Genomic DNA, 26,846 nt, shown 5'->3' on the forward strand with positions numbered 1-26,846 from the left:
CCCGGTGACGGGCGCGGCGGGATCCGCCCTCAGCCGATGCCGCCAAGGCAGATGTTCTTGATCTCGAGGTAATCCTCGATCCCGTATTTCGACCCTTCGCGGCCCAGCCCCGACTGCTTGATGCCACCGAACGGCGCGACCTCGGTCGAGATCAGGCCGGTATTCACCCCGACCATGCCGCTTTCCAGACGTTCGGACACGCGCCAGACGCGGTTCAGGTCGCGGCTGTAGAAATAGGCCGCCAGCCCGAATTCGCTGTCATTGGCCATTTCGATCGCCTGCGCATCGGTGTCGAAGCGGATCAGGGCGGCCAGCGGGCCAAAGGTTTCCTCGCGGCAGACCAGCATGTCGCGGGTCACATCGCGGATCACGGTGGGCTGGAAGAACGACCCGCCCAGATCGGATCGTGTACCGCCCGCCAGCACCGTGGCGCCATTGCCCTGCGCATCGGCGATGTGGCTTTCGACCTTGGCGACGGCGGCATCGTTGATCAGCGGGCCGGTGGTGATGCCCTGGTCGAAACCGTTGCCGACCCTCAGCGCCGCGACAGCCGCGACCAGCTTGTCGGCAAAGGCTTCATAGACCCCCGCCTGCACATAGATGCGGTTGGCGCAGACGCAGGTCTGGCCGTTGTTGCGGAACTTGGCGATCATCGCGCCCTCGACCGCGGCGTCCAGATCGGCGTCGTCGAAGACGATGAAGGGGGCATTGCCGCCCAGTTCCAGCGACAGCTTCTTGATGGTGCCCGCGCTCTGCTCCATCAGGATTTTGCCGACGCGGGTCGATCCGGTGAAGGTGATCTTGGCCACCTTGGGATTGGCGCAGAGTTCCTGCCCCACACCTGCCGCGTCGGTCGAGGGGATGATGTTCAGCACCCCCGCCGGAATCCCCGCCCGTTCGCCCAGCACCGCCATCGCCAGCGCGGACAGCGGCGTCAGGTCGGCGGGCCGCCCGACAAAGGTGCAACCGGCGGCCAGCGCGGGCGCGACCTTGCGGGCGATCATGGCGTTCGGGAAATTCCACGGCGTGATGGCGCCCACGACGCCGATGGGCTGCTTCAGGACCATGATGCGCTTGTCGCGCTGATGGCCCGGGATGACATCGCCATAGATGCGCTTGGCCTCTTCGGCGAACCATTCGATGAAGGACGCGCCATAGAGGATCTCTCCGCGCGCCTCGGGCAAGGGCTTGCCCATTTCAACAGTCAGGATGGTGGCCAGATCATCGGCATTGGCCACGATCAGGTCATGCCAGCGACGCATGATGGCCGCGCGTTCCTTGCCCGTCATCGCAGCCCAATCGGGACCGGCGCGATGGGCGGCATCAATGGCGGCGGCGGTATCTTCGACGGTCAGGTCCGCGACCTGGGCGATCAACGCGCCCGTCGCGGGGTCCTGGACGTCAAAGCGGGCCGCACCCTCGATCCAACGGCCATCCACGAAACCGCGCGTTTCCAGCAGCGAGGGGTCGTTCAATGTCAGGGGTTTCGGGCTGGTGGCGATGTTCATTTCCCGGCACCTTTCACGGCATCGATCGACGCCTCGAGGATGTCCAGCGCTTCGGCGAAGATGTCGTCGGGGATGGTCAGCGGCGCCAGGAACCGGATGACGTTGCCATAGACGCCGCAGGTCAGCAGGACCAGGCCACGGCGCAGCGCCTCGGCGCGGATGGCATTGGTCATGTCGGGGTTGGGGGTCTTGCCGTCGGGCATGTTGAATTCCGCGGCGACCATGAAGCCCGGGCCGCGCACATCGACCATTTCCGGCACGCGGGCGCGGATCGATTCCAGGCGCTGCTTCAGCCGCGATCCCAAGGCATTGGCGCGGTTGCACAGATCCTCGTCCTCGATCACGTCCAAGACGGCGTGGGACGCGGCGATGCCCAGGGGGTTGCCGCCATAGGTGCCGCCAAGGCCGCCGGGCTGGGCCGCATCCATGATCTCGGCCCGTCCGGTCAGCGCGGCAAGGGGCAGGCCGCCCGCAAGGCCCTTGGCCATGGTGGTGATGTCCGGGACGACGTCGTAATTCTCCATCGCGAACATGCGGCCCGTGCGGGCGAAACCGGTCTGGATCTCATCCGCGATCATGATGATGCCATGGTCGTCGCACAACTGGCGCAGGTCGCGCATCAGCTGGGCGGGCGCGGGATAGAAGCCGCCTTCGCCCTGCACGGGTTCGATGATGATGGCGGCGACGCGGTCGGGGTCCAGGTCGGCCTTGAACAGCTTGTGCAGCGACCCCATCGTCTCCTCGACCGAGGTGCCGTGCAATTCGATCGGGAAGGGCACGTGATAGACGTCGGGCATCATCGCGCCGAAGTTCTTCTTGTAAGGCGCGACCTTGCCCGTCAGGCTCATGCCCATGAAGGTCCGGCCGTGGAAGGCGCCGCCGAAGGCGATGACGGCGGGGCGGCCGGTGGCAGCGCGGGCGACCTTGATGGCGTTTTCGACGGCCTCGGCGCCGGTGGTGACAAAAACGGTTTTCTTGGCGAAATCGCCCGGCACCTTGTCGTTCAGACGCTCGGCCAGGTGAATATAGTTCTCATAGGGCAGGACCTGGTGGCAGGTATGGGTGAAGGCCTGGGCCTGCTTCGTCACCGCCTCGATGATGCGGGGATGGCAGTGGCCGGTGTTCACGACCGCGATGCCGGCGGCGAAATCGATATAGCGGTTGCCCTCGATGTCCCACACCTCGGACCCCAGGGCGCGCTCGACATAGACCTGCGTCTGCATCCCCACCCCGTTCGAGATGGCCGCATCGCGCCGCTTCGAGATCTCTGCATTCTTCATTGGTCAGGTCCTGTCCATGGGTGGTGGTGATGACAGCAGGATAGAACGTTAAGTTTTCTGCGAAAGTCTGTTTCTTCGATCCGCCAAGTGATTGTAATGGTTGACGGCATAATGATCCGTAGGTGAATCATGAACGACATTAACGCTTTGCCCCCCGAAACTGAACTTGGGTTGCGCCTGCGGTTCGTTCGCGAACGTGCCGGGCATTCGCAGCGCGCGCTGGCGAAGCTGACCGGCGTTCCCAATTCCACCATATCGCTGATCGAATCCGGCAAGATGAACCCATCGGTCGGGGCGCTGCGTCGGGTGCTGGAGGGCATCCCGATCAGCCTGTCGGAATTCTTCGCCTTCGAACCCGATCCCGAACAGGTCAGCTTCTATTCCGAACGCGACCTGACCGAGATCGGCAAGGGCAAGCTGTCGCTGAAACAGGTGGGGGCCAATCTTTTCGGACGCCAGTTGATGATGCTGCGCGAAACCTATGACATCGGCGCCGATACGGGCCGCGTCATGTATGGCCACCTGGGCGAGGAGGCCGGGATCGTCCTGTCGGGCCGGGTCGAGGTGACCGTCGGCCCGCAGCGCAAGATCCTGGGGCCGGGGGACGCCTATTACTTCGACAGCCGCGCCCCCCACAGGTTCCGCTAGGTCGGACCAGAGAAATGCGTGCTGGTCAGCGCCTGCACGCCGCCGACCTTCTGAACGCCAGCCGCCCCGGCGGAAATGCACGGATTTGTGAAATCCCTCTTAACAGCGAGGTACAATCCGACTAAAGACGCCCCTGCAGCAAGCCCGCGCGCATCGTCGCCATCGCCAGCCGTCCACGCACCCGATGGAGACGACCCATGCCCAGACCCAGCATGGCAGCGCTTTTGCTTGGCACTGCCTTTCTTCCCGCAATCGCTTTCGCGCAAACCGCAGCCGACCCCGTCGTGCTGCAGCCGATCGTCCTTCAGGCCGACGAACAGGACACCAGCCAGGTGTCGGTGACCGCCGATCAGCTGGACGACGCCCGCACCGGCAGCATGAAGGACATCTTTCGCGCCGAACCAAGCGTCATCGTCGGCGGCGGCATGACCGTGACCGAACGCGTCTTCGTCAACGGCATCGACCAGCAGCAGCTGGCCGTCACCGTCGATGGCGCGGCCCAGAACAACCGGATGTTCCACCACACCGGCACCAACATCATCGATCCGAACCTGCTGAAGGCCGCGCGCGTCGATGCGGGCGTGGCACCGGCCGATGCGGGCTTTGGCGCGCTGGCGGGCAGTATCGCCTATGAGACCAAATCCGCGCTGGACATGCTGGAGGATGGCCAGACCCATGGCGGGCAGGTGACGACGGGCTATGCCTCGAACGGGGGAACGACCGAGGGGTCGGTGACGCTCTATGGGCGTCAGGGTCCCGTCGATGCGTTGGTCTATGCCAAGCGCGCGACCGGCGATGATTACCAGGACGGCGCCGGCGATGACGTCGCCTATTCGGGCGCGGACCTGAACAGCTATGCGCTGAAGCTGGGCGCCCAGATGGGCGACTGGCGGGCCGAATTCGGCGCCCTGCAGGTGCAGGACGACGCGCTGCGCCCCTATCGTGCGAATTTCGGCGGTCTGGTCGGTCGTCCCAACGACAAGCGCCGCTATGCGCTGAAGCAGACGACCCAGACCCTGAGCCTGCGGCGCCTGTCGGCGGATGGGCTTGTCGATCCGGAATTCCTCGTCACCCAGTCCCGCAGCGATCTGGACACCACCGACCTGAATGCCGACAGCAGCCCCAGCGGCGATTTCAACAAGGGCGATGCCGACACGCTGACCGTCAAGGCGCAGAACCATTTCGCGCTTGGCGTGATGGACGTCACCGCCGGTGTCGAGAACAGCCGCAGCAAGGCCACCTATGATGGTGTCTTCCGTGGCACCGCCGGTTCCTTCCGCGAGGATGTGACCAATACCGGCGCCTTCGCCCAGGCACGCGGGACGCATGGCCGGTTCGATTACAGCGCCGGCCTGCGCTATGACTGGAACCGCTTTACCGGAGCGGGCGGCCAGTCGGTCGATACCGAGGGCGCCAGTGCCAATGCCGCCGTCACCTGGCACGCGACCGATGCGCTGGCGTTGAATGCCGGGTATTCGACGGTCTTCGGGGGCACGCCGCTGGCTGCTGTCTATGACCTTTCCGATGCCTATCAACTTGCCGGCGCCTATGACGATCTGCGCCACACCCGCGCGCAGAACGTCGTCCTTGGGGCCGAATGGACCACCGGAAACACCACCCTGGGGGCCGAGCTGTTCCGCACCCGCCTGAACGATGCCCGCAAGAAGCTGGCCGTGCGTGACGTCGAATCCAAGGGCTTCCGCCTGTCGGCCCGTCAGGATTGGCTGGGGGGCTATGCCACGCTGCGCTATAGCGACACGGATGTGCAGGTCGATGGCGGCGATGCCAGCACCTATGACCTGTTGGATCTGGGCACCGTTCCGGGCCGCATCCTGACGCTGGAGGCCCGCCACGAGGTCATGGCCGGTCTGGAACTGGGCGGTGTCGTCCAGCACACGCTGGACGAGGACGGCAAGGGCGTGGATGCGACCCGCGACTGGCCCGGCTATACCGTCGTCGACGTCTTTGCCGAATACGAACCCGCGCAATATGCCAACGTCACCCTGCGCGCCGAGGTCAACAACCTGTTCGATCGCGATTATGTCGACCGCGCCAGCTATGGCGGTGATTTCGACGAAATCCTGGGCCAGAAGGAACCCGGTCGCAGCATCGGCCTGTCCGCCCGCGTCCGGTTCTGACGACAGCGCGATCGGCGCAAATGGCAAGGGCCCGGCAGATCGCCGGGCCCTTTGTGCGATCCGGCATCAGGCGGCGCGGCGGGCGGCCAGCAACCTGATGCGGCCCAGATCGGCCGTCATGGTCGCCATCGGGGCGGGCCCGAACCATTCCAGCGACATGTCGGCATCATCCGGGACCCCGGAGAGGATCGTCCGGTAATCCAGCACGCCTTCGAACAGAGGGCACATCCCGTCGCGGCTGCCCGCGGCATCATGGACGTTCCCGGGGGCAAAGACCGAAAGCCGATCGCGCGCCGTCACGTTCTTCAGGTGCAGGTGCAGCAGATGGGGGGACAGCACGGGCAGGGCGGCCAGCGGGTCGGCGCCGCCCTCCCAGACATGCAGGATATCGACGTTCAGCCCGACCGCCGGATGGTCCAGCCCCTGCATCAGCGCCAGCGTGGCGGGCAGGCTGTCGGCCAGCGTGCCGGGATGGGTCTCGATCGCGATGCGGATGCCATGGTCCTGCGCCATGTCGGCCACGATGCGCAGGTCGCGGATGATGGCGGCGCGGTCGTCACCGCTGGCCGTGTCCCAGCCCACGCCGCCCGCAAAAAGCCGCAGTCGCCGGGCCTGCCAGCGGGTCGTCAGCCCCACCAGCCGCAGCGCATCCTGGGCGTCAAAGGCAGCGGTGCCGACCGGCAGGTATCCAGACAGCATCGGAACGACGGGCCGCCGCGCCAAGGCCGCCCAATCGGCCTGAAGTGCTTCCGCATGGGGTGCCCAGATCTCCAGCCCGTCAAAGCCTGCGTCCAGAACCTGGGTCGCCAGACCCTGCGCGGTGATCCTGTCATGGCGCAGGGCGACGGAACAGGCATGGACCCTCATGTCCGGCGCCCCTGCCAGCGGGCGTGCCATTCAGCCACCGTGGCCTTGATCCCGCGTTCCAGCGTCGCCAGCGCATTCAGATCCTGCATCACGCGGGCCAGATCGTCCGCATCGCCGTTCCGGGCAAAGGCCACGGCGCGCAGATGGACCGCGTTCAGCCCGCCATGCAGCGCCGCGATCCGGTCGCAGCATTCCTCGAAGGCATCGTGATCGGTGCCCTCGATATCGCCAAAGATCGCCAGCGCATGTTCATAGGCATATTTCCGGATCGCGATGACCGGCAGCTCGCGCAGCGCCCCTTCCAGGTCGGGGCGGGGCAGGAATGTCGCATGGGCCTGGACGATGCGGGTGATCGCGTCGATCAGGGGCACGGCATCAGCATCGAAGGTCGCATCATGGATCGCCTGGATGTCGGCATCGCTGGCGGGATGGGCGTCGGCATTGTCGAAGACATATCCCCCGGCCACGCTGTCGCGCAGAAAGGCCGCGCGCAGATCGGCGGCGGGGACGTCGCCCTCCCACCGGAAATCGGGGTCGCGCATCAGCCAGGTGTCGGGATCGGCGGTCGGCTGGATCAGTGCGTAATGCGGAAAGGGGTCCTGGGCGAATTTGTTGTCGCGGGTCGGCAGCAGGAACATGTCCACCATCGGCATGATGTAAAGACCCGGACGCCAATCGGCCAGCAGCTGTTGCAGGCGGGCCAGGTTGTCCCGCTTGGACGCGGCATCGTCGTACCAGCGCGTGACCCGCAGCCCGAACAGGCGCTGCGCCCAGTCCAGATAGAAGCCGTGGTCGATATCGGTGGCATGATAGGACAGGCGCATCCGGTCATCGACCACCACCTGCCCATCCCACAGCCCGATATAGAGGGGACGGTGATCGATGCCGCCCTTGTCCTTCAACGCCTGCGACAGGCAGCTGACGACGCAATGGACCTTGATGTCCACGGGTTCGTCGTCCGCCGGGGTGACGCCTGCCAAAGCCTCGGCCAAAGCGCGGACGGTCATGCCGGGGGCGCGGTCGAAGGTGTCTTCGGCCATCTCGATGCCCGCCTCGTCCAGGTGCAGCATCAGCGTCATCAGCGCGACGGAATCCAGGCCCAGGTCATGGCCAAGCCGAGCGTCGGGGCCGAAATCGGCCATACGGGGGTTCGCCATCGGTCCGGCCAGAATGTCCCGGATGGCCGCCATGGCATCATCGGGGGTGGGGATGGGAGCGGGCTGGTTCATGCGGATACCTCGGTCAGGGTTTCGGCCAAAGATTCGGCCAGGCTGCGGCGCGCGATCTTGCCATTCGCGCCACGCGGCAGCTTCTCCATGCGGATCAGGCGGGCAGGGCGCTGGCGGGGCGACAACGTCCGCGCCAGATGGGCGTCCAGCATGTCGGGGGGCACATCGCCCACATAGGCCAGCGCGGGGCGCTGCGTGGAAACCGGGTCGGGGATGGCGAAGGCGACGGCGTCCCGGATGCCTGGCAGCGACAGGGCCGCGGCCTCGATCTGGTCGGGATAGACATTCAGGCCGGACACGTCGATCACCTCGGCCGCGCGCCCGGCATAGATCAGGTGACCGCGGTCATCCATGACCCCCAGATCGCCCGTCGGAACCGGATCGCCCGCGCCGTGGATGGTGACGGGGCCGGGCGCGACCCGACCCGCCGTGATCCGGACATGGGGCAGCGGCGCGCCCATGTCCTGCGGGCTGACGGGGGCGCTGGCAATCGCCACGCAGCCGGTCTCGGAACAACCATATTGCTGGAACAGGTGCGTGCAGGCCGCGCCGATGTCATCGAACCAGCCCTGCGGCAGCACCGTCCCCGATGACATGACCGCGTGCATCCCGCCCTTGCCCGCGAAGCGCGACAGGATGTGCAGCAGCGGCGGCGCCGCATAGAGCAGCGGCCGGTCGATCGCCTTCAGCTGGCGCAGGATGGCCTTGGGATTGGTGCCGTCCAGCACGACGGGCCGGTGGCCACGCGCCTGTCCCACCATCACCCCCGCGATCAGCCCATAGGAATGGGTGATCGGTGCCGCGATCACCGGCGTCATCTCGGCGGCCTGCGGGAAGGCCGTGATATAGGCCTCGATCTCAGTCCGGATCGCGGCCCAGCTGCGGGCGATGATCTTGGGGGCGCCCGTCGTGCCGCTGCTGGTTTGGATCAGCACGCCACCGGGACAGTGGGGCGCATCCTGATCCAGATCGCTGATGCCCGCATCATCGGCCATGGCATTGCAGCCTGCGCGCAACGCCATCTGACGGCCCTGATCGGTGGGCGTCTCGGGGTGGATCGGATAGCAGGACGCCCCCGCATCGCGCAGCCGCAGGATCTGCGACAGGCAGGTGGCCTTGTTCGTCATGTGCAGGGCGATCCGCGTCCGTTCGGGGTCGCGGCCCTGCAGCAGGTCGGGCAGGGCGGGATCGTTCGGGTCCACGATGCGGTCATCAAGACAAAAGAGATCGGCCATTGGTTCAGCAATCCTCAGCGGGTTGGGGGCAGGGTGGGTCGCCGTCACGCCCAAGATGCGCGCGGCAAGGCTTTCGGCGGGATAGGTCGGCTGGTCGGTCCCGAACCCCGGCGCGGGGCGCAGCACGTCGCGGGCCATGGCCCAGAATTCGGCCTCGGGCAGGGTGCCGTCCCGGTGCAGCATGTCGGCCATGTCGGACAGCACATGCGTGACCAGGCAATCCATCACCAGGTCGCGCAGATCGGTCGCCGACCCCATCCGATGATAAACGCCGTCGAGGGCATCGGCCATCGCGGGTTCGATGGTGGCCAGGTCGGGCAGCAGATCGGGACGTGCCAGCAGGCCGGGGACGTATTCCAGGCTTTCGCTGAAATCGCGGGCGACCAGACCGGTGGGCCAGCCATCCGACTGGCGGATCAGCATGTTTTGGCCATGCGCCTCCAGCGCGATGCCGTGATGGGTCATCAGGTGCCAGATGGGGCGCAGGACCGTCAGGAACCGCGCCACCCAAGGCCGCACCCCATGGCGTGCAAGCCAGGGCGCGATGACCGCCCGCCCGTCGGGGTCGCGCAGCGACAGCATCGACAGCGGCACGGCGTCATCGGGGGGCGGGCTGCGGCGGATGACGGCCAGCCGGCCGCCGATCCGGTTGCGTCCGACGATGGCCGCGCCATGTTCCGGCAGGATGGTCAGCCCCGCCAGCGCCGGGTCACTGTCCACCACCCGCATCAGCCACCCCGAGATCGCGGGCGCGACGCCCACCGACCAGGGCACCAGATCGCGGACCGAGGATGTGACCCCGACCCCAAGCGCCAGTTTCAGATGATCGCCGCCATCGCGCGCTGCCAAGGTCCGCAGCGACGCCGTCGCCTGCATTGCCGGGCCCCGATGGTCCAGCACCGCCAGGCGGCCCCGATCCAGCCACGCGCGGATCAGGGGTTCGTCGCGCAGCCGTGCCCATTGCCAGGGGTGGACGGGCATCGCGCCATCCGGTGCCAGGTCTGCCGCGACATCGCTGCCGGTGCGGGTGATCAGCGCCGGATCGACGGCCAGCCACAGCGGATGGATCGGCGCCCCGAATTCGGGGGCATAGGCCGCGTTGTCGGCATCCGTAAAGCCGATCCGCGCCTTGAAGCCCGGGTGATAGGGATGCCCTTCGGACAGGGCCGCCTCCAGCGGCAGGGCGCGCAGCGACAGGCGGTCGGGACGCGGCGGACCCGCTGCGCGCAGGAAATGCGCGCTGCGGCGCATGGCGCGCAGCAGGGGGGCGGGGTCATGGCCCGCCCGTTCCAGCCCGCGCCCCAGATCCTCGGGCGTCAGCGGCCCGCCCGCCTGCCCCTGCGGATCGCCCAACAGGCGGATGCGGCCCGTCATCTGCAGGCGATGGGGCGCCAGGATCGTGACACCGCCGATGGTCCAGCCACTAGGGCAGGGCGTCAGGATGCCTTCGAAGGCCAAGGCCTCGATCGTCTGGCGCAGGGTGCGGGTCTCAGGCGACATCGGCCAGCACCTTGGCCTGCCGGGGCAGTGGGTTCGGGACGCGGATCATCGGCGCGCGTTCGCCCGGGATCAGCAATTCATCCGTGCCGCCCAGCTGGGTCAGCATGTTTCCCTTGGCGGGCAGATCCGCATCCGACAGCCAGCGCGCGGCAAGCCGCCCGCCATGACCCGGCAGGTCGGTCAGCCCGCGCAGATGCACCGCCAGCTGCTCCAGCGCGTGACTTTCCGTCATGATCCCGTCCAGCGCCATGCGGTGAATGACGCCAAAGACCTGGTTCACGATCAGCGTATAGGTCAGCGCGTCCTCGGCCTCGGGCCGGGGATAGACCAGCTGCGCGATGGCGCGCAGTTCGGCATCGGCCATGTCCTCAGCGACATAGAAGCCCTGGTTGTCGCGAATGTCGCAGCGGCGCGGCAGGCCGTGGGACAGGTCCAGCAGGGCATTCTGCTGATGCGCCTCGACCGCGATGCCCGTGGCGTCATAGACGCGCAGCAGGGGCGCGACGGCGCATGCCAGATAGGCGTCGAACCAGCGCACCGCATCATGCCCCGCCATCACCTGCGCCAACAGCGACTCCCGCCCGGGCAGGGGTTCCGCCACCAGCCCCGCCACCTGCATGACCTTGCCGCCCTGCCAAGGATTGTCGCGAAAGATCACTTCCAGCCCGGATTCGTCCCGGCCCGGCAGCCGCAGCGCCATCCAATGCGGATCGCCGATCAGCCGCAGCGGGCCGCAGCGCGCCATCAGCCCCCCGATGCGCCGCGCCATGGCGGCACCGGCCAGCAATTCATGGCGCTTGTTCACGCGCCGCGAATTGGTGATCGTCACGGGCAGCGAAACCTTGACCTGCCAGCGGCAATCTCCGCGCCACAGCGTGCGGACCGACGACGTGGCCCACCACGCATCCCCCACCGGACCCAGATCGATGATATCGCCCGCCTTCAGCAGCGCCGCGATCTGCGGATCGGCCTTGGCGCGGTCCCATGTCAGCGGATGGGCGGGCAGGATGATGCGCCCGGCCCCCGGATCGCCCTCCATGCCGGGCAGGTCGCGGGCGATGGTGGGATCGGTGGCCTCGATCAGGTCGGCGCGGACCGACAGCGCATTCAGCCGCAGCTGGCCATGCCAATCGGGGGTCATGGCGCGTTCCTCGGGGCGGGTCATGCCGGTCAGGGCCTTGGGGCAGGGATGCATCCAGTGTCCGAACAGCAGCGCCTGTTCGGCGGCTAGAAAATCAAGCCGGGGCTGCGGATCGGCGATCCGCGCGGGCAACATCCGCGCCATTCGGTCACGGCTGTCGGCTATGCGCGCCACCAACTGATCGGCCGGGGGGCCGTATCCCTGCGCGACCCAGGCCATCATCAGCCGCAATGCGTGACCCGCGTCGATGGGCCTGGTGCCCTGCGCCCCCTCCACCGTCAGGGTCTGCAGTCGCCCCAACCCGGTCGCAAGATCCTGTTGGGTGCGAACCTGCAGGCGTCCCTCGGGGGTCGGGATGCGATCGGGGTCAAGGCCCAGTTCGCGGATGGCGCAGATCAGCAGCGCGCGCAGGCTGGCCAGATCGGCCAGATGGTCGGGATCGGCGGTCCGGCAGGGATCGGAATGCAGCATGTCAGCCTCTGGGGTTCGTGCGGCATGGACCGCAGGGAAATCACAAGGCTGGCAGGTGCTGGCTCAAGGCCGGTTAATATTCTTTACTATAATAGTCAACTACAACCCGAAGATGTGGCATGTTGTCTCGCCCAAGGCCACCGCCCCTTGTGCCGCCGACAGGTGCCATACCCTGTGCGACCGCATGCGGATCGGGGCGAACGGGGTGCTTGAATGACGTTTTTGTAAAGCCGGCACACTTGGACGGATCGGGGGGATGGCCCCCTCGATCCGCGAATCCGGCGGCATGCCGGGGCGATTCGACCGCAAATTGCCCTTTTTCCGCGCGGGGCGCATGAAACTGGTAATTTTTCGTTAACTAATCATTTATTATTTCCGCGGAATGTCGTGCAGCCGACATTCATCCAGATAGTTCTGATTTACAAAGACCTGGCACCGATCGGGACGTTTGTGTTTTTTTCCCGTGCCCGTTTACAGTCTCGGTCGGTGCGAGAATTGACCACCTGTCGGTTGAAGTGCTGTGACGGCAGCTTGCATTGGGCCCGCGATTTCGGGCTATACTTGATGCAGCATCAGTCGCGACAGGGGGCCACGCGTGAGCGAGGCGGGCAATCAGCACGATTTGGCGTCGCCCGTTCCGGTCGGGCGGCGCAACTTCGACATTCTGGAATGGCTGGATCATCTGGACAAGGCGCCGCCGGCGCTGTTCAAGGGCCTGACACGGCGCCAGATGGCGCAGCTGATGTCCGAAACCACCATCCAGCATCTGCGCCGCCCGACCGAGATCCTGCGCCAGGGCGAACCTGCCCGTTGGGGATACCTGATCCTGCGCGGTCGCATTGAGGTCAGCTTCATCGACGTCAACGGCAATCGCATCCTGGCGCATCTTGCCCGCGTGGGCGAAGTTCTGGGCGAGGTCGAGCAGTTTTCCGGCCTGACCTGCGCTGCCACCTGCACCACGCTGCCGGACACGACGGTCATGCTGTTCGACGCCGCGCTGGTGCTCAAGCACATGCCCGCCGACCTGATCCTTGCCAATTTCGCGGGCATCTTCCATGACCGCCTGACGCGCGACAACCGCCAGCAATCGGTGGCGATGTTCTATGCCGCCGAAGATCGCATCCGCATCCACCTGCTGGGCATGACCAGTGACCAGAACCCCTCGGTCCAGATCAGCCAGACCGAACTGGCGGGTTTCGCGGGATGTTCGCGCCAGACCGTGAACCGAACGCTGGCACAACTGCGGGCCGAGGGGATCGTCGCCATTCAGCGGGGCACGGTCAGCGTTCTGGACCGCGACAGGCTGTCGCTGAGCCGGCCCGGCGGCGATCAGGTCATCCTGGACGGCGCGCCGATCGCCCCCCACAAGCATATCGCCTGACGCAGAAGTGAGCGGTCGGGGGCTGAGACCCACGGCCAATTGCGTTTATCTGGCGATGAACCCCAAGCATCGGAGCGCGCATGTCATCCCCCAGCCCCCAACCGGACCGCGCCCCGCCTGAACGGACCATCCCCGACCATGCCCTGCCGGACCGTGCGGGCGATCGCTATGCCCGTGAACTGGAACGCCATCTGGATTGGCTGGACAGCTTTACCTCGACGGCGCTTGGCGTTCTGTCGGCGGCTTCCGGGATCTATACCTATCTGGGGGTCCGGACGCTGCTGGACGATCCCGGCATGTGGACGACCTTTGCGGCGCTGGCCTATTCCATCGCCGTGTCGGTAGGCATCTTCGTCTTCTGGTCCTATCTGCTGCGCCTGCTGCCCGCGGTGCGGTCGGCTGCGTCGCGGGTTGGGCTTTTGCTGACGATGGCGCTCGGCTCGGTCGCGATCGTGGCGATGTCGTCCTGGCTGAATGCGGCGGCCCTTGCCGGGGGTGCGGCGGTCGAGACGCATATGGCGACCACGGTCCAGCATTATCAGACCTCGCTGGAACGCGCCCATGCCAACGCGGTGGCCGGTCAGTCGCTGTCGCGCGATGTGGCCCGCGTGCGCCAATCCTTCCAGGACCTTTCGGAACAGGAGGCCGGGGGCACTCTGTCGGGCTTTTCGGGACGCGGCGCGGTCTTTCGCGTCCTGACCCAGAAAAGCGCCGAACTGCAGGCGTTGGAGGCCCAGCTTGACCAAGCCGAAGCACCCATCGAGGCGACCTTCAGCCAAGGCAACACGATCCTGTCGCAGATGCGCGGCATTTCGGTCGAACCGGGCCCGCTGGAGGATCGGACGGTCCGCTTCTCCGAAGACGCGGTCGAACTGGCGGGCCTGATCACCCAGCTGCGCCAGCTGAACCCCGCCCCCCTCGTGTCGCGTGCGGCGCAGGATCTTTCCGACGCAGTGGTCCTGCCCGAACTGGACGGCTCGACCGCCGAAATGCGGGCGGGGCAGTCCAGCACCATCAATTCCGTCCTGGGGCTGGTCGCGCAGCGCGCGCAGACGCTGAACGATGCAGCCGGCGCGGTGATCGCGATGCCCGCACCGGACGAGGCGCTTTACACCCCCATGTCGGCCGCCGATGCGGTCATCGCCTATGCAGGGAATTTCGTACCGGCATGGGCGGGCGCGATCTCCATCGACCTGCTGCCCGCGGTGCTGGTCTTCATCATCATGGTGGTGCAGGCCGCCATCCGGTCGGGTCGCGGCGAAGGTCACAGCGACGACCGCATGACGGTGGGCGAACTGCGCGCGGCCCTTGCGGCGCAGGACCTGCTGCATCGCGCCGATGCCGTGCCACACGCCCGCCAGGCCCCGCCGCGTCCCGAGGATCGCTGAGGTGGGGCTCTTTTCCTCGCCTCAACGCGTCATCAGGGCGGTGCTGGTGTCGCAGGTGCTGATGGGTGCGGCCATCGTCGGCATCGACATGATGCGCAGCCCCGGAAGCGCCGCACCGGGCCTGTTCGCCCCTCCGGCGCAGGGACCAAGCGTGCGCCCCTATCGCCCCGACCTGCGGCCATCGGATCCGTCACGTCCCGGCGCGCCGGCCATGCGACCGATGCCCGACCAGCTGGAATTCAGCGAAGGTGCCGACCTGATCGCCATCACCGGACAGATCGCGCCGGGCGATGGCGACCGCTTTGTGGCCTGGCTGGAGGAGGCGCGTCCGCAGGCGACGCAGGTGGCGCTGGACAGCTCGGGCGGGTCGGTGTCGGATGCGCTGGCGATCGGGCGCAGCATCCGGTCGGTGGGTCTGTCGACGACCATCCAAGATGGCGCAGTCTGCCTGTCTGCCTGTCCGTATATCCTGGCCGGAGGGCGGGAAAGGCTGGTAGAGGAGGGGGGCGTCGTCGGCGTCCATCAACATTATTTCGGCAAGAACACCATCCTGCCAGCCTTAATGGCCGTGGCAGATGTCCAACAGGCCCAAGCCAGCGTGATGGAATTTCTGGACCAGATGGGTGTCGATCTGCGGCTGATGCCGCTGGCACTGCGCACCCCACCCGACGAGATCAATATTCTGACGCCGGAGCAGCTGCGCGACTTGAACGTCATCACCGACGCGGACGGCTGACGATCGCACCTGAACAATGCCGCCTTGGAAGGGCGCATCAAACCGGGGAAATTGGTGCGGGTGAAGGGACTCGAACCCCCACGCCAAAGGCGCCAGAACCTAAATCTGGTGCGTCTACCAGTTCCGCCACACCCGCACGCGCCCGCATTAAACCAGTAATCGCAGGACTTTGGGCGATCTAGCACAGTCCCGAAATCCGCACCAGAGGAAATCTGTGCACGGGTTGGATCGGCATTCCAGCAAAGCATCTGGCCTGTGATCGCAGGCGAGGGGATGGCGGATTTTCACTAGTGAAGGTGGAAAAATGCGTCGCGACTGCGCCAAGTATCCAAACGGTGGCTTGCCCAGGCGATGATCGTCAATGCGCCCTGGACCGGGGTGCCTTATCGTCTTCGGCATCATCGCCTTCTGGCCTTTCGACGGCATGCTCCAGTCGCGCACGAAGGCGCCGGTATTCCAAGTTGTGATCGAACATGCGCAATGCACTCTGGATCATCTGCCAGTCATCGTCCGATACGCTGAGGATGTTCAAAGGGGATAGCATCTGGGTTAAACTCTTTGGTCATACAATGATGAAAAACGCGGTATGGCGGGACGGGTTCCATTTAAATGCAGACAATAAATTATCCGCTTTCCCATGCGCCATCATATGACGCAATGCGCCGGTCAGGGAACAAGACCGGTCCGACATGGTTTACCCTTCTGAAAAACAGGAGATCACCATGCTTAAATTTCTCGGCGGTGCTGTCGGCATCATCTTCATCATCGGACTGCTTGTCGTTATCGGGATATTGTCCCTGATCTTCTGATATTCAGCTTGGATATGAACGGGTGAAACACATCCGTTCCCAACTGATAAAAAACAGGTGATCCGAAATCGGTTGCGACCGGGTCGGTTTGCCTAGTTCCACATCGTGGCAGGATCGGCTTCGTGAAATCGGTCGTATGCCAGTTATGGAATTTTGGCATGCCCCGGCGCATTTGGAAGACCGATGGCGCGAAAGTTTGCGGAATGCCACACCTTCCATAACCCCACCGTTCTAAAGCGTTTCGAACGTGATATATCCCGATGCGCGGGCATCGGCGGTATCAAGACAGCTTTCGGCGACGACGGCCTCCTTGATGGGGGCTTCGAACGACTCCTCATCTTCGGGTAGAATTTCGATTGTCTGGAAGCGCGACATCTCATCGCGCGTCACCCCAATCGCGATGAACTCGACCTCGCCGTCACCGATGAGGCCGAAGCGCATCATCCCGGCGAAGGGGCCCGAGCCATCCAGGGTAAAATTCACCCGGCGCAGCTGCACACCTCTTGTTGCCAGTGGGGCCAACATCGCGCGGCGGCACATGTTCCCCGCAGCGGCTGCGCTCTATCAAAGATCAATTTCCAGACTGACGGAATGCGGGGGCCAAGCCTTCCGTGGCAGTCTAGGCGGCTTTATGTCCAGTCTCTCAATTCCCATGGCGCAGATGCCCTCCGTCGGCGGTCGATCCTGCCGATCCAATCGGGCCGCCTTCCTAGGCCGTTTCGCCCCGAACACCGATATCACGGCGCGAAGTTCATATAATTGACCGGCTTGGGGAAACATTCCGACCCTTCGGCGTTCGTGAACACGGGTCCGGGCGGTCAGAGACCGGCCTGGGACAAGGCGTTCGCATCTTTGGGAGAGACATTATGAACGAAAGAATCTTGGAGGACGACACCAAGCGCGGCCATGTCGATTGGGCATCGATTCTGGCGGGTGCCGCGATCGCGGCTGGCGCGTCCGTCGTCTTCACCGGCTTCACGACCGCGATCGGGCTCGGTTCGGTCTCGCCCGAGGAAGGCGAGGGTCTGGGGACCTTCGCGCTGATCCTGGTGGGGCTCTTTGCCTTTATCGCGATGGTCGCCGTCTATGGTCTGGGCGGCTATGTCGCTGGACGTATGCGTCGGCGCAGCTCGACCTCCGAAGATGAGGTCGAGGCCCGCGACGGCATTCACGGTTTGACGGTCTGGGCCTTGGGCATGCTGCTCAGCGGCATTCTGGCGGCCAGTGCCGTGACAAGCGGTGTGCGCGCGGCAGGCAATGCCGCCACCACCGCAGTCGAAGCGGCAGGTTCCGCCGTGGGCGGCGTGGCCCAAGGTGCCGGTCAACTGGCCGGTGGCGTCGTCGGTGGCGTGGGTCAGGTCGCGGGTGGCGCGATCAGCGGTGTCGGTCAGTTGGCAGGCGGCGCGGCCTCGGCCATTGGCGGAGAGGAAGGCGGACAGGGCGCTGGCGGCAATCCGCTGGACTATGTCGCGGATCGCTTCCTGCGCAGCGAAGCTGCCGCTCCCGATCAGTTTTCCAACGAACAGATCCGCGGCGAAGTGACCAACATCCTGAGCACCGTCCTTCGCACGGGCGAGGTTCCCGAGGACGATCTGGACTATCTGCGCGACGCGCTTGCCGCACGGACCGAGCTGACCCCGGCGCAGATCGACGCCCGTGTCGAACAGGCCGTCCAGCAGGCCCAGGATCTGCGCGCCGAAGCGCAGCAGCGTCTGGAAGACGCCCGGACCCAGGCCGAGGAAGCCGCTGCAGCTGCCGAAGCCCGCGCCCAAGAGCTGCGCGCCGAGGCTGAACAGCGCGTGCAAGAGGCGCAGGATCGTGCCATCGAAGTGGCCGAAAGCGCCCGTCATGCCGCCATCTGGACGGCGCTGTTCCTGGCCGTGTCTGCCCTGGTGGCCGGCGTGGCTGCGTGGATGGGTGCCATCAAGGGCGGCCACGACCGCGATGCCGGTCGTATCTGGGCAGGACTGGTGCGCCGTCGCTGATCACGGATCGCAGAACATGTGACGGGGCTCCGCCGGCGCAAGCTGGCGGGGCCTTTTCTATGCTGCGCGCTATGTTGCGTTCGTGGACGCCCTGACGCGGCAGTTCTGCTGGCTGATCAACACCTTCGGCACCAGATCGGCTCATCGGCTTACGGAGGGCATCAACGCGTTTCGGGACTAGCAGACGGGGGAGATGAGTTCACCCCAGCCAAGTCTGCCGGAGGATGTCGTCAGCGCCAAAGCCAGCTTCGGCGCTGACAATTGATCGAAGCAAGCTTGCATATCATCTGAGATGGATCCTGATCGAGAGATCAGATCAGCACCATCGTGCCATCGCCGCACAGTCGGCAGGTGCGTCGCAGATAGCATGGATCGGCCTGTTGCATGCAGGCAACCTCACCTCTCTGTCCGGCAGCGGGGCCATAGGTTCGTAGCGCCGTTTCGGAAGCGCCTGCGCTGGCCTATATAGAACTGCCAGATGACCGGTACGCCGAAAACTATACTTGCTACCTTGCGGCTATCATAACCGGGATGCTGACCCGAGACAGTCAATCCGGCAAACCTCTGAACGGGGAGACAATGAGCAGCGCCTTGGCCGACTTGGCCGAAGGTGTCATGCGCCACACGTGGCGAAAAATGTAGTGCCATAACTTGTGCTGCCATGACCTCGACACCTGTCCACCAGAGCGGGTAAGAATCCCCTCAAGTCAGGCGGGACAAATCATAGGCGGTCTGCATTGGCCTACTGTCATCCCGACCTGCGACATCGCATCCGCCAGATGGTGATCGGCACCTGAACGCATGAGTGCCATCATAGTGTCGATCTGGCCTCAGGTGCGACTAGCGGCCGGGTGGATCGCGGCATTGCCTCCTGTCTCATCCCATGTCACAGATCACGAATTGCAGCTTCTGCAAATCCTGCCTCTCCAGCCATGTTGATTGCCCATGATCCAGTTTCTTCGCGACAATCTCCGCTGGCTTGGTGCGGGGTTGCTGCTGACCTTCACCTCGGCTTTTGGGCAAACCTGGTTCATTTCGCTTTTCGCGGTGTTCATCAAGGATGAACACGGTCTGACGGATGGCAGTTGGGGCAGCCTCTATACGGTGGCCACCCTGTCTGCGGCGGGCTTGATGTTCTGGCGCGGCGGCATGGCGGACAGCGTGCCGCTGTCGCGGCTGGCACCGGCGGTCGCGCTGGTCTTTGCCTTCGCCGCGATCGGCATGGCCTGGGCGCCGACGCTGTGGATTCTGGGTGTCGCGCTGTTTCTGCTGCGCTTTTGCGGGCAGGGCATGTTCAGCCATATCGCCATGACGGCGATGGGCCGCTGGTTCGAGGCCCGGCGCGGCCAAGCCGTTTCCATCACCAATCTGGGCCACCCCGCGGGCGAGATCATCGTCCCGCTGCTGGTGGTCCTGCTGATCGGCTCCATCGGCTGGCGGGGAACGTGGCTGGTCGTGGCGGCCGTGCTGTGCCTTGCCGTCGCACCCCTTCTCAGCCTGCTGCTGTCCGAGGCGCGTGCCCCCGTCACCCATGCAACGCAGACGGCCAGGCCCGGTCTGTTGGGTCGCCAATGGCGGCGCAGGGACGCGGTGCGGCACTGGCTGCTGCCCGCGCTGTTGCCCGTCCTTCTGACGCCCGGCTTCATCGCCACCGTGATCTTCTTCCATCAGGCCCATGTCGCGCAGGTCAAGGGATGGACCCTGGCGGAAATGGCCCCCGGCTATACGGCTTTCGGCATATCGACCGTGATTGCGGCATTCGCGTCGGGATGGGCCGCCGATCGGTTCGGGGTGATCCGTCTGTTGCCGCTGCTGCTGCTGCCGATGGGCGTCGGCGTCAGCCTGATCGGTCCGGCCGAAAGCGTCGCGGGTTGGTATGTCGCGCTGGCGGTGGTCGGGGTGACGCAGGGCATGGCAGGTTCGCTGTGGGGCGTGTTGTTCCCGGTCCTTTACGGGACCGCGCATCTGGGTGCCATCCGGTCCTTGGCGACGACGATCATGGTGATTTCGACCGCGATCGGGCCGGGGATCACGGGCATCCTGATCGACATGGGCGTCGATTTTCCGACCCAGAGCCTGTTCCTGGGGCTGTGGTGCGCCATGATGGTGGTCTTGTGCTGGATCATTGCCGCGCGGGTGCGGACCGATCTTGCGACGGGCTGATCGGCGGCGTTCCGGCCCCCGCGCTTGATCCTGCAAGCGCGGGGGCCGGTTCAGGATCGGGCGTCAGCGGTAAAGCAGGACGGGGATCTTGACCGCCTGCACCATGGCCGTCGTGGTCGAACCGATGATCAGGCTGCGGATCCGGCTGTGCCCATAGGCGCCCATGACCAGCAGGTCAAAGCCTTCGGTTGCCACGATCTGTTGCAAAGCCTCGTCAGGCTCTCCCTTGGTCGTGCGGGCGGTGGCGGTCAGCCCCGCCGCTTTCAGGGCCGCGACGGCGTCGTCCATGCGCGACCCGATCCGGCCGCTGCCATTGTCGACATAAAGCACCGTGATCTCCAGCCCCTCGAAGACCGGGCTTTTCGACATCCGCCCGATCGCCTTCATGGCCGATGGGCTGCCGTCGAACGCCACCAGCACCTTGGTGATCGGCTTGAACGACCGTGACGCGACGACCACGGGGACCTTCGAGGCACGCGCGATCCGTTCAAGGTTCGAACCCAGATGACCGGTCGCGAAATCCGCACCCTCGCCGCGCTTGCCGATGACGATGGCGCGCAGATCCGGCTCGACCTCGCGCACGGCCTCCAGAAGGTCGCCCTTGCGCAGATGCGGCACCACGGGTGCGGTGCCGTCCGCCTCGAGGATCTTCTGGGCATCCTCCAGGATCGCGCGGCCCTTGGTCTGGGCCAGGCGGGCGCGCGTTTCGTCGGCGGCGGAGAGTTCGGCCAGAAGGGCGCTGCGGGCACCCAGGGTCAAGGCCCCGGACAGGTTCTGTCCGGCCCCCGTTTCGCGACGCCCAAGGACGTGCATGACATCGACCGATGCGCTCAGCCGTCCGGCGATCCAGGCGGTGTGGTGACAGACGCTTTCGGAATAGGCCGAACCGTCGACCAGTGCGAGTATCTTGTTGGTCATCATATCCTCCCTCAATGTGCCATCAGCGTGTCAAGCGCGCCCGGCTTGTCATGGATGGCCAGCTTGTCGACCAGCGTTTCCGAAGCCTCGTTCATGCCGATCAGTTCGACCTCGGCGCCTTCGCGGCGGAATTTCAGGATTGCCATGTCCAGCGCCTGAACCGAACTGATGTCCCAGATATGCGCGCGGCTGACATCGATGACGACCGTGTCGACGGCTTCCTTGAAGTCGAAGGCATCGGCGAAATCCTCGGACGAGCCATAGAACAGCTGCCCCTCGACGATATAGGTCCGCTCGCGGCCGTCGGGCGACAGGGTCTTCCTGATGCCGAACAACTGCGCGATCTTGGCGGCGAAGAAGATGCCCGACAGCATCACGCCGACCAGCACGCCGATGGCCAGGTTGTGGGTATAGACCACCGTCGCCACCGTCGCGATCATCACCACCGATGACGACCGGGGATGCGTCTTCAGGTTGCCGATCGACGACCAGCTGAACGTCCCGATCGACACCATGATCATGATCGCGACCAGCGCTGCCATCGGGATGATCGCGACCAGGCCGCCCAGGCCCACCACCATGATCAGAAGCGCCAGACCGGCGGTGAAGGTCGACAGACGCCCCCGCCCGCCGGATTTGACGTTGATGATCGACTGGCCGATCATCGCACAGCCCGCCATGCCGCCGATGAAGCCGGTGGCCGTGTTGGCGATGCCCTGGCCCACGCATTCCTGGTTGCGGTTCGACCGGGTGTCGGTCAGGTCATCGACGATGTTCTGTGTCATCAGGCTTTCCAGCAGACCCACGACGGCGACCGCCAGCGAATAGGGCAGGATGATCAGCAGCGTCTCCAGGTTCAGCGGGATGTCGGGGATCAGGAAGATCGGCAGCGTATCGGGCAATGCGCCCATGTCGCCCACCGTGCGCACGTCCCAGCCCATGAACCAGACCAGCGCCGTCAGCACCACGATGGTCACCAGCGGCGACGGGATCGCCGTGGTCAGGCGCGGCAGCAGATAGATGATGGCCAGGCCCGCCGCCACCAGGGCATAGGACAGCCAGGTGATGCCCGGGACGGACAAGTCCAACTCGGGCAGCTGCGCCATGAAGATCAGGATCGCCAGCGCGTTCACGAACCCGGTCATCACCGATTTCGAGACATAGCGCATGAAGCGGCCCAGCTTTAGCAGGCCCGCACCGATCTGGATCAGGCCGGCCAGCACGGTGGCCGCCAGCAGGTATTGCAGTCCGTGGTCGCGCACCAGCGTGATCATCAGGACGGCCGTGGCCGCGGTCGCGGCCGAGATCATGCCCGGCCTGCCGCCGACAAAGGCGATCAGCACGGCAATCGAGAAGCTGGCGTAAAGCCCCACCTTGGGGTCCACGCCGGCGATGATGGAAAAGGCGATGGCTTCGGGGATCAGGGCCAAGGCCACCACCACCCCCGCCAGCAGATCGCCGCGGATGTTGTCGAACCATTGGTTCTTGTATTCGGAAATTGAGGTCATGAATATCCGGTACCCTGCAGCGGTCGATCTTGTTTTCAAGACGTTCCGGTGTCGCTGTTTGACAGGGTTTTACCAAGGATTGTCCGGCGGATCAGCGGCCGGAAGAGCCACCCGGGCTTTCACCGGGTCCTTGCGCTTGGGGTTCTCTTATCCGGAAAGGATGGCAAAGATCAACCATGATGACGGTTCGGCCCTATGGCGCGCCCGCAGGATGCGACGCCTGTGCCGGAATACCCCTGTCGGGCCGGTTCCACGCGGGCGGACGCTAGTCTCTCAGATGGTCGAAAACCTCATCGATGCCCAGCACGGTCGCGGCCAGGATGGGCACAAGGCGGATGGCGGCAAGGCGCGGCTGATGCTGAAAGACCAGCATCAGATAGCAAAGCGACCGCATGACCAGCCGCGCCGTTTCGATCCATGCACGATAGGGCAGCACCGTCAGGTAGCGCGACCGGGGATATTTATAGGCGCGGATGTTGTTCTGGATCTGCGATTTCGCCTCGTCCCGTTGATCGACGGGGGGCGGGTCGACAAAGGCGGCACGCAGGCCGTCCAGATATTCCAGATCGAACGCGATGTCGTATGACAGGCGCATGGGCATCAGGTCTTCGACGATCCAGGCTGCCGCCCGGCGGTTGATGACATAGGCGCCGGCCCCTTTCTCTCGGGTCAGGGCGATGGCCAGGCTGCGACCGTTGGGAAGATCGCGGAAGCGGAATTTCGGCCCCGTGTTCATGGTACTGAGCCGCAGGATGTCCCAATCTTCGTCGGCGTTCAGGGCGTCGCGCAGCACCGCTGCGAAGTCTTGGGAAAAGGCGACGTCATCTTCCAGGACCAGGGCATGCTCGGCGTCGCCTTGCAGCAGCCGGCGCGCGCATTCCACATGGCTGAAATAGCACCCGACCTCGGCCGGAATGATCCGGCGACCATGCAGATATCGGTAGGCGCGGGCACTTACGTCGGCATGGGGAAAGGCAAGGGTCGCCCCATCGGTCGCCGCCACGCGTTCGAAGGAAAGGCCCGCCTTGGCGCATTTCTCCTCCATCCGCCGCAACCGTTCTTCCGCACGATCGAGATTGATGAGGTAGACCCTGAGGTGGTTGGGCAAGGGATGTGTCACGGGGTTGCTGATCCGGAAAGGGTGCGACCATATTGCGCGGGCCGGGCCATCCGTCAATCGGGCTTGGTGCGACATCCCCTGTTGGTGACAAGATATGATCCGGTCGCCCAAGCGACTGATCGCGCTGTCATATCGGCGCGCGGCCGGCCGGTGCATCCGGCGTTCCGAATGCCGGCCCGGCCGCTTGCCCATCGGCAAGTGCCGCCGCAGGTTCAGACGGCCTTGGTCTGGTTCACGCGCTTGGACAAGGCCTCGTGGCTTTCGACACGCTCGGAATAGCGGTCGACAAGGTGATCCTTGATGTCGCGGGTCAGCAGGGTGAAGCGGACCAGTTCTTCCATCACATCCACGATCCGGTCGTAATAGGGCGACGGCTTCATGCGGCCCGCCTCGTCGAATTCATCCCAGGCCTTGGCGACCGAGGATTGGTTCGGGATGGTCAGCAGCCGCATCCAGCGCCCAAGGATGCGCAGCTGGTTGACGGTGTTGAAGCTCTGGCTGCCGCCGCAGACCTGCATCACGGCCAGCGTCTTGCCCTGCGTCGGGCGCACGCCGCCCAGGGACAGCGGAATCCAGTCGATCTGGGTCTTCATGACGCCCGTCATCGCTCCGTGCCGTTCGGGCGAACACCAGACCATGCCCTCGGACCAGCCGACCCGGTCGCGCAATTCGGCAACCTTGGGATGGTCTGCCTCGGTCGCATCGGCAAGGGGCAGGCCGTGCGGATCGAAGATGCGGGTTTCGGCGCCGAACGCGGTCAGCAGGCGCGCGGCCTCCTCGACCGAGAAGCGCGAAAAGCTGCGGTCGCGCAGCGAACCATAGAGCAGCAGGATGCGCGGCGGATGCTGGCTGCGCGGGGCCGAAAACAGCGGCTCGGCGGTGACGGGGCCAAGGCATTCGGGGGTGATGTTGGGCAGGTCAGTCAACGGGATGGCCTTTCTGGTCAAGGATCATCTGCCCGTCCTCCTTGAACAGGGGGCCGGGCGGCAGGCGGTCCAGAAGCGGCAGGACCGTTTCCGAAGGACGGCACAGGCGCACGCCCTTCGGCGATGCCACGATGGGGCGATCGACCAGAACGGGATGATCCAGCATCGCCGCAAGGATCCGGTCATCCGTCGCATCCTCGGACAGCAGGCCCAGGCTTGCCGCGGGCGATTTCGTCACCCGCAGGGCCTTGCGCGGGGTCAGGTCGGCCGCCGCCAGCAATGCCAGCAGCTGCGCGCGGGTCCAGCCCTCGGTCAGATAGTCGATGACCACCGGCTGGCTGCCCGAGGCGCGGATGATGTTCAGCACATTGCGCGATGTGCCGCAGTCGGGATTGTGATGGATGACGATCATGCCTGCTCCTGCGGGAAACGGGCCCGGGTGCGGTTGGCGAACGCCACCAGCGACAGCATGACCGGCACCTCGACCAGCACGCCGACGACCGTGGCCAGTGCCGCGCCGGAATTCAGCCCGAACAGGCTGATGGCCACCGCGACGGCCAGTTCGAAGAAGTTCGACGTGCCGATCATGGCGCAGGGCGCGGCGATCCGATGCGGCACGCCCGACAGAAAGGCGGCGCCATAACCGATGGCAAAGATCAGATAGCTTTGGATCAGGATCGGCACGGCGATCAGCGCGATGACGACGGGTCGGTCCAGGATCGTCTGGCCCTGAAGGCCGAACAGGATGGCCACCGTCGCGATCAGGCCGATCATCGACCAGGGTTTGACCCGGGCCGAAAACATGTCGATGCGGGACTGGGTGCCAAGGATGCGACGCGTGATCAGCCCCGCCGTCAATGGCAGGACGACATAGAGGATCGTGGCCAGCACAAGCGTCTGCCAGGGCACCACGATCTCGGTCACGCCCAGCAGCATCGCTACGATGGGGGCGAAGGCCACGACCATGATCAGGTCGTTCACCGAGACCTGCACCAGGGTATAGGTCGCGTCACCCCGCGTCAGCTGCGACCAGACAAAGACCATCGCGGTGCAGGGCGCGGCGCCCAGCAGGATCAGACCGGCAATGTATTGCTGCGCATCCTGGGGGGCGATCCAAGGGGCGAAGACATGGTCGAAGAACAGCACCGCCAGCAAGGCCATGCTGAAGGGCTTGATCAGCCAGTTCACCACCAGCGTGATCAGCAATCCCCGTGGCTGGCGAAAGGCCCCGCCCACGGCACCGAAATCGACGCTGACCATCATCGGATAGACCATCGCCCAGATCAGGACGGCGACGACCAGGTTGATCGACGCGACCTCTGCCCCGGCTATGGCCTGAACCAGCCCGGGAAACAGCGCGCCCAAGGCAAGCCCCGCGATCATGGCCAGACCCACCCAAAGGGTCAGCAGGCGTTCGAACCGGCCCAAGGGGCTGGCGTGGGATTGCGTGATGTCGGTCATGGTTATCTGCCCTTGCGTGATGGGATGGGGCCGCGATCAGCAATCGCAGGCGATCTGGTCCAGAACCGGCTGGCACAGGTCGGACCGTCCACCGCAGCAATCCTCCATCAGGAAGCCCAGCAGTCCCCGCATCGTCTCCATCCGGGCGAAATAGCGGATCGAACGGCCTTCGCGCCTTGATCGCACCAGATCGGCCGCCCCCAGGATATTGAGGTTGTTCGACAGGGTGTTGGCCCTGATATCAAGGCTTGCGGCGATCTCTCCGGCGGCCATGCCCGACGGTCCCGCCTGCACAAGCAGGCGAAACACGTCCAGCCGGATGTCATGGGCCAGGGCCGACAGGGCCTCGAGAGTTCTGTTTTTTTCCATATTTCATGCTTAATGGAATTAAATGGGGTATGCAAGGCCCGCGCCACGACGAGTTCGACCAAGGG

21 protein-coding genes, 1 tRNA gene and 1 other annotated feature are annotated in these 26,846 nt (G+C 65.2%); of the genes, 7 read left to right on the forward strand and 15 right to left on the reverse strand.

What is annotated here, in order from left to right; genetic code table 11:
- Positions 1-29: 29 nt before the first annotated feature.
- On the reverse strand, positions 30-1,508 hold the full coding sequence (locus IE00_RS11085) for an NAD-dependent succinate-semialdehyde dehydrogenase (RefSeq protein ID WP_072297175.1): 1,479 nt from the start codon (positions 1,506-1,508) through the stop codon (positions 30-32).
- Positions 1,505-2,788: a 4-aminobutyrate--2-oxoglutarate transaminase gene (locus IE00_RS11090; protein WP_072297176.1), complete on the reverse strand. Its 1,284-nt coding sequence runs from the start codon at positions 2,786-2,788 to the stop codon at positions 1,505-1,507. The genes IE00_RS11085 and IE00_RS11090 overlap by 4 nt, the downstream gene beginning before the upstream one ends.
- 129 nt (positions 2,789-2,917) lie before the next feature.
- Between IE00_RS11090 and IE00_RS11095 the strand changes: the two genes are divergently transcribed.
- Complete coding sequence (locus tag IE00_RS11095; protein ID WP_072297177.1) at positions 2,918-3,436, forward strand: cupin domain-containing protein; 519 nt, start codon at positions 2,918-2,920, stop codon at positions 3,434-3,436.
- A gap of 197 nt (positions 3,437-3,633) precedes the next feature.
- The gene (locus IE00_RS11100) at positions 3,634-5,574 is read left to right on the forward strand and encodes a TonB-dependent receptor domain-containing protein (protein ID WP_072297178.1); all 1,941 of its coding nucleotides are present in this window, start codon (positions 3,634-3,636) and stop codon (positions 5,572-5,574) included.
- A gap of 66 nt (positions 5,575-5,640) precedes the next feature.
- On the opposite strand, the gene IE00_RS11105 is transcribed toward IE00_RS11100, so the two are convergent.
- Genes IE00_RS11105 through IE00_RS11120 form a run of 4 tightly spaced genes read right to left on the reverse strand, consistent with a single transcriptional unit; the run spans position 5,641 to position 12,017 of the window.
- Complete coding sequence (locus IE00_RS11105; RefSeq protein ID WP_083554314.1) at positions 5,641-6,471, reverse strand: sugar phosphate isomerase/epimerase; 831 nt, start codon at positions 6,469-6,471, stop codon at positions 5,641-5,643.
- Entirely contained in the window at positions 6,438-7,670 is a 1,233-nt protein-coding gene (locus IE00_RS11110; protein WP_072297179.1) for a DUF6005 family protein, read from the reverse strand. The genes IE00_RS11105 and IE00_RS11110 overlap by 34 nt, the downstream gene beginning before the upstream one ends.
- On the reverse strand, positions 7,667-10,405 hold the full coding sequence (locus IE00_RS11115; protein WP_072297180.1) for an IucA/IucC family protein: 2,739 nt from the start codon (positions 10,403-10,405) through the stop codon (positions 7,667-7,669). Before IE00_RS11115 ends, IE00_RS11110 begins: the two co-directional genes overlap by 4 nt.
- Positions 10,395-12,017 carry an IucA/IucC family siderophore biosynthesis protein gene (locus tag IE00_RS11120; protein ID WP_072297181.1) on the reverse strand — a complete coding sequence of 541 codons (1,623 nt, stop codon included), beginning with the start codon at positions 12,015-12,017 and terminating at the stop codon, positions 10,395-10,397. The genes IE00_RS11115 and IE00_RS11120 overlap by 11 nt, the downstream gene beginning before the upstream one ends.
- 595 nt (positions 12,018-12,612) lie before the next feature.
- On the opposite strand from IE00_RS11120, the gene IE00_RS11125 reads away from it, so the two are divergent.
- From IE00_RS11125 to IE00_RS11135, 3 genes are all read left to right on the forward strand, one after another.
- A complete protein-coding gene (locus tag IE00_RS11125; RefSeq protein WP_072297182.1) occupies positions 12,613-13,398 on the forward strand; it encodes a Crp/Fnr family transcriptional regulator in 786 nt (261 codons plus the stop codon).
- A gap of 80 nt (positions 13,399-13,478) precedes the next feature.
- Positions 13,479-14,786: a hypothetical protein gene (locus IE00_RS11130; protein ID WP_072297183.1), complete on the forward strand. Its 1,308-nt coding sequence runs from the start codon at positions 13,479-13,481 to the stop codon at positions 14,784-14,786.
- Position 14,787: 1 nt separating this feature from the next.
- Positions 14,788-15,522 carry a hypothetical protein gene (locus IE00_RS11135; RefSeq protein WP_139291408.1) on the forward strand — a complete coding sequence of 245 codons (735 nt, stop codon included), beginning with the start codon at positions 14,788-14,790 and terminating at the stop codon, positions 15,520-15,522.
- Positions 15,523-15,574: 52 nt separating this feature from the next.
- Here the strand turns inward: IE00_RS11135 and IE00_RS11140 are convergent.
- Positions 15,575-15,658 (reverse strand) — tRNA-Leu (locus IE00_RS11140).
- A gap of 904 nt (positions 15,659-16,562) precedes the next feature.
- Entirely contained in the window at positions 16,563-16,871 is a 309-nt protein-coding gene (locus IE00_RS11150; protein ID WP_139291409.1) for a hypothetical protein, read from the reverse strand.
- 326 nt (positions 16,872-17,197) lie between these two features.
- On the opposite strand from IE00_RS11150, the gene IE00_RS11155 reads away from it, so the two are divergent.
- Together IE00_RS11155 and IE00_RS11160 are read left to right on the forward strand one after the other, a co-directional pair.
- Positions 17,198-18,316, forward strand: coding sequence for a hypothetical protein (locus IE00_RS11155; protein WP_072297186.1), 1,119 nt, complete (start codon positions 17,198-17,200; stop codon positions 18,314-18,316).
- 945 nt (positions 18,317-19,261) lie between these two features.
- The gene (locus tag IE00_RS11160; protein ID WP_072297187.1) at positions 19,262-20,479 is read left to right on the forward strand and encodes an MFS transporter; all 1,218 of its coding nucleotides are present in this window, start codon (positions 19,262-19,264) and stop codon (positions 20,477-20,479) included.
- Between the two features lie 63 nt (positions 20,480-20,542).
- Here the strand turns inward: IE00_RS11160 and IE00_RS11165 are convergent, their stop codons facing one another.
- The 7 genes from IE00_RS11165 to IE00_RS11195 all read right to left on the reverse strand — a co-directional run bounded on the left by IE00_RS11165 (position 20,543) and on the right by IE00_RS11195 (position 26,781).
- On the reverse strand, positions 20,543-21,397 hold the full coding sequence (locus IE00_RS11165; protein ID WP_072297258.1) for a universal stress protein: 855 nt from the start codon (positions 21,395-21,397) through the stop codon (positions 20,543-20,545).
- Positions 21,398-21,408: 11 nt separating this feature from the next.
- The gene (locus tag IE00_RS11170) at positions 21,409-22,905 is read right to left on the reverse strand and encodes a SulP family inorganic anion transporter (protein ID WP_072297188.1); all 1,497 of its coding nucleotides are present in this window, start codon (positions 22,903-22,905) and stop codon (positions 21,409-21,411) included.
- 77 nt (positions 22,906-22,982) lie between these two features.
- Positions 22,983-23,038, reverse strand: a sequence feature (sul1 is cis-regulatory element that is thought to sense ions involved in sulfur or methionine metabolism; They are found in Alphaproteobacteria).
- 132 nt (positions 23,039-23,170) lie between these two features.
- Positions 23,171-24,025, reverse strand: coding sequence for a glycosyltransferase family 25 protein (locus IE00_RS11175; protein ID WP_205949669.1), 855 nt, complete (start codon positions 24,023-24,025; stop codon positions 23,171-23,173).
- A gap of 212 nt (positions 24,026-24,237) precedes the next feature.
- The gene (gene arsH / locus IE00_RS11180; RefSeq protein ID WP_371328439.1) at positions 24,238-24,951 is read right to left on the reverse strand and encodes an arsenical resistance protein ArsH; all 714 of its coding nucleotides are present in this window, start codon (positions 24,949-24,951) and stop codon (positions 24,238-24,240) included.
- Entirely contained in the window at positions 24,944-25,363 is a 420-nt protein-coding gene (locus tag IE00_RS11185) for an arsenate reductase family protein (RefSeq protein ID WP_072297190.1), read from the reverse strand. The genes arsH and IE00_RS11185 overlap by 8 nt, the downstream gene beginning before the upstream one ends.
- Positions 25,360-26,412: an ACR3 family arsenite efflux transporter gene (gene arsB / locus IE00_RS11190; protein ID WP_072297191.1), complete on the reverse strand. Its 1,053-nt coding sequence runs from the start codon at positions 26,410-26,412 to the stop codon at positions 25,360-25,362. Before arsB ends, IE00_RS11185 begins: the two co-directional genes overlap by 4 nt.
- Before the next feature lie 36 nt (positions 26,413-26,448).
- The gene (locus tag IE00_RS11195) at positions 26,449-26,781 is read right to left on the reverse strand and encodes a helix-turn-helix transcriptional regulator (RefSeq protein ID WP_072297192.1); all 333 of its coding nucleotides are present in this window, start codon (positions 26,779-26,781) and stop codon (positions 26,449-26,451) included.
- Positions 26,782-26,846 lie beyond the last annotated feature (65 nt).

The sequence above is a fragment of the Paracoccus sp. SM22M-07 genome, from assembly GCF_001887735.1.
GTDB lineage: Bacteria > Pseudomonadota > Alphaproteobacteria > Rhodobacterales > Rhodobacteraceae > Paracoccus.

Bases quoted from the DNA above. Each gene is read 5' to 3' on its own strand.
- IE00_RS11110 (WP_072297179.1), bottom strand. From the start codon at position 7,670: ATGAACCAGCCCGCTCCCATCCCCACCCCCGATGATGCCATGGCGGCC.
- IE00_RS11120 (WP_072297181.1), bottom strand. From the start codon at position 12,017: ATGCTGCATTCCGATCCCTGCCGGACCGCCGATCCCGACCATCTGGCC.
- IE00_RS11105 (WP_083554314.1), bottom strand. From the start codon at position 6,471: ATGGCACGCCCGCTGGCAGGGGCGCCGGACATGAGGGTCCATGCCTGT.
- IE00_RS11100 (WP_072297178.1), top strand. From the start codon at position 3,634: ATGCCCAGACCCAGCATGGCAGCGCTTTTGCTTGGCACTGCCTTTCTT.
- IE00_RS11170 (WP_072297188.1), bottom strand. From the start codon at position 22,905: ATGACCTCAATTTCCGAATACAAGAACCAATGGTTCGACAACATCCGC.
- IE00_RS11130 (WP_072297183.1), top strand. From the start codon at position 13,479: ATGTCATCCCCCAGCCCCCAACCGGACCGCGCCCCGCCTGAACGGACC.
- arsB (WP_072297191.1), bottom strand. From the start codon at position 26,412: ATGACCGACATCACGCAATCCCACGCCAGCCCCTTGGGCCGGTTCGAA.
- IE00_RS11090 (WP_072297176.1), bottom strand. From the start codon at position 2,788: ATGAAGAATGCAGAGATCTCGAAGCGGCGCGATGCGGCCATCTCGAAC.
- IE00_RS11165 (WP_072297258.1), bottom strand. From the start codon at position 21,397: ATGACCAACAAGATACTCGCACTGGTCGACGGTTCGGCCTATTCCGAA.
- IE00_RS11085 (WP_072297175.1), bottom strand. From the start codon at position 1,508: ATGAACATCGCCACCAGCCCGAAACCCCTGACATTGAACGACCCCTCG.
- IE00_RS11195 (WP_072297192.1), bottom strand. From the start codon at position 26,781: ATGGAAAAAAACAGAACTCTCGAGGCCCTGTCGGCCCTGGCCCATGAC.
- IE00_RS11095 (WP_072297177.1), top strand. From the start codon at position 2,918: ATGAACGACATTAACGCTTTGCCCCCCGAAACTGAACTTGGGTTGCGC.
- IE00_RS11185 (WP_072297190.1), bottom strand. From the start codon at position 25,363: ATGATCGTCATCCATCACAATCCCGACTGCGGCACATCGCGCAATGTG.
- IE00_RS11155 (WP_072297186.1), top strand. From the start codon at position 17,198: ATGAACGAAAGAATCTTGGAGGACGACACCAAGCGCGGCCATGTCGAT.
- IE00_RS11160 (WP_072297187.1), top strand. From the start codon at position 19,262: ATGATCCAGTTTCTTCGCGACAATCTCCGCTGGCTTGGTGCGGGGTTG.
- IE00_RS11150 (WP_139291409.1), bottom strand. From the start codon at position 16,871: ATGTGCCGCCGCGCGATGTTGGCCCCACTGGCAACAAGAGGTGTGCAG.
- IE00_RS11115 (WP_072297180.1), bottom strand. From the start codon at position 10,405: ATGTCGCCTGAGACCCGCACCCTGCGCCAGACGATCGAGGCCTTGGCC.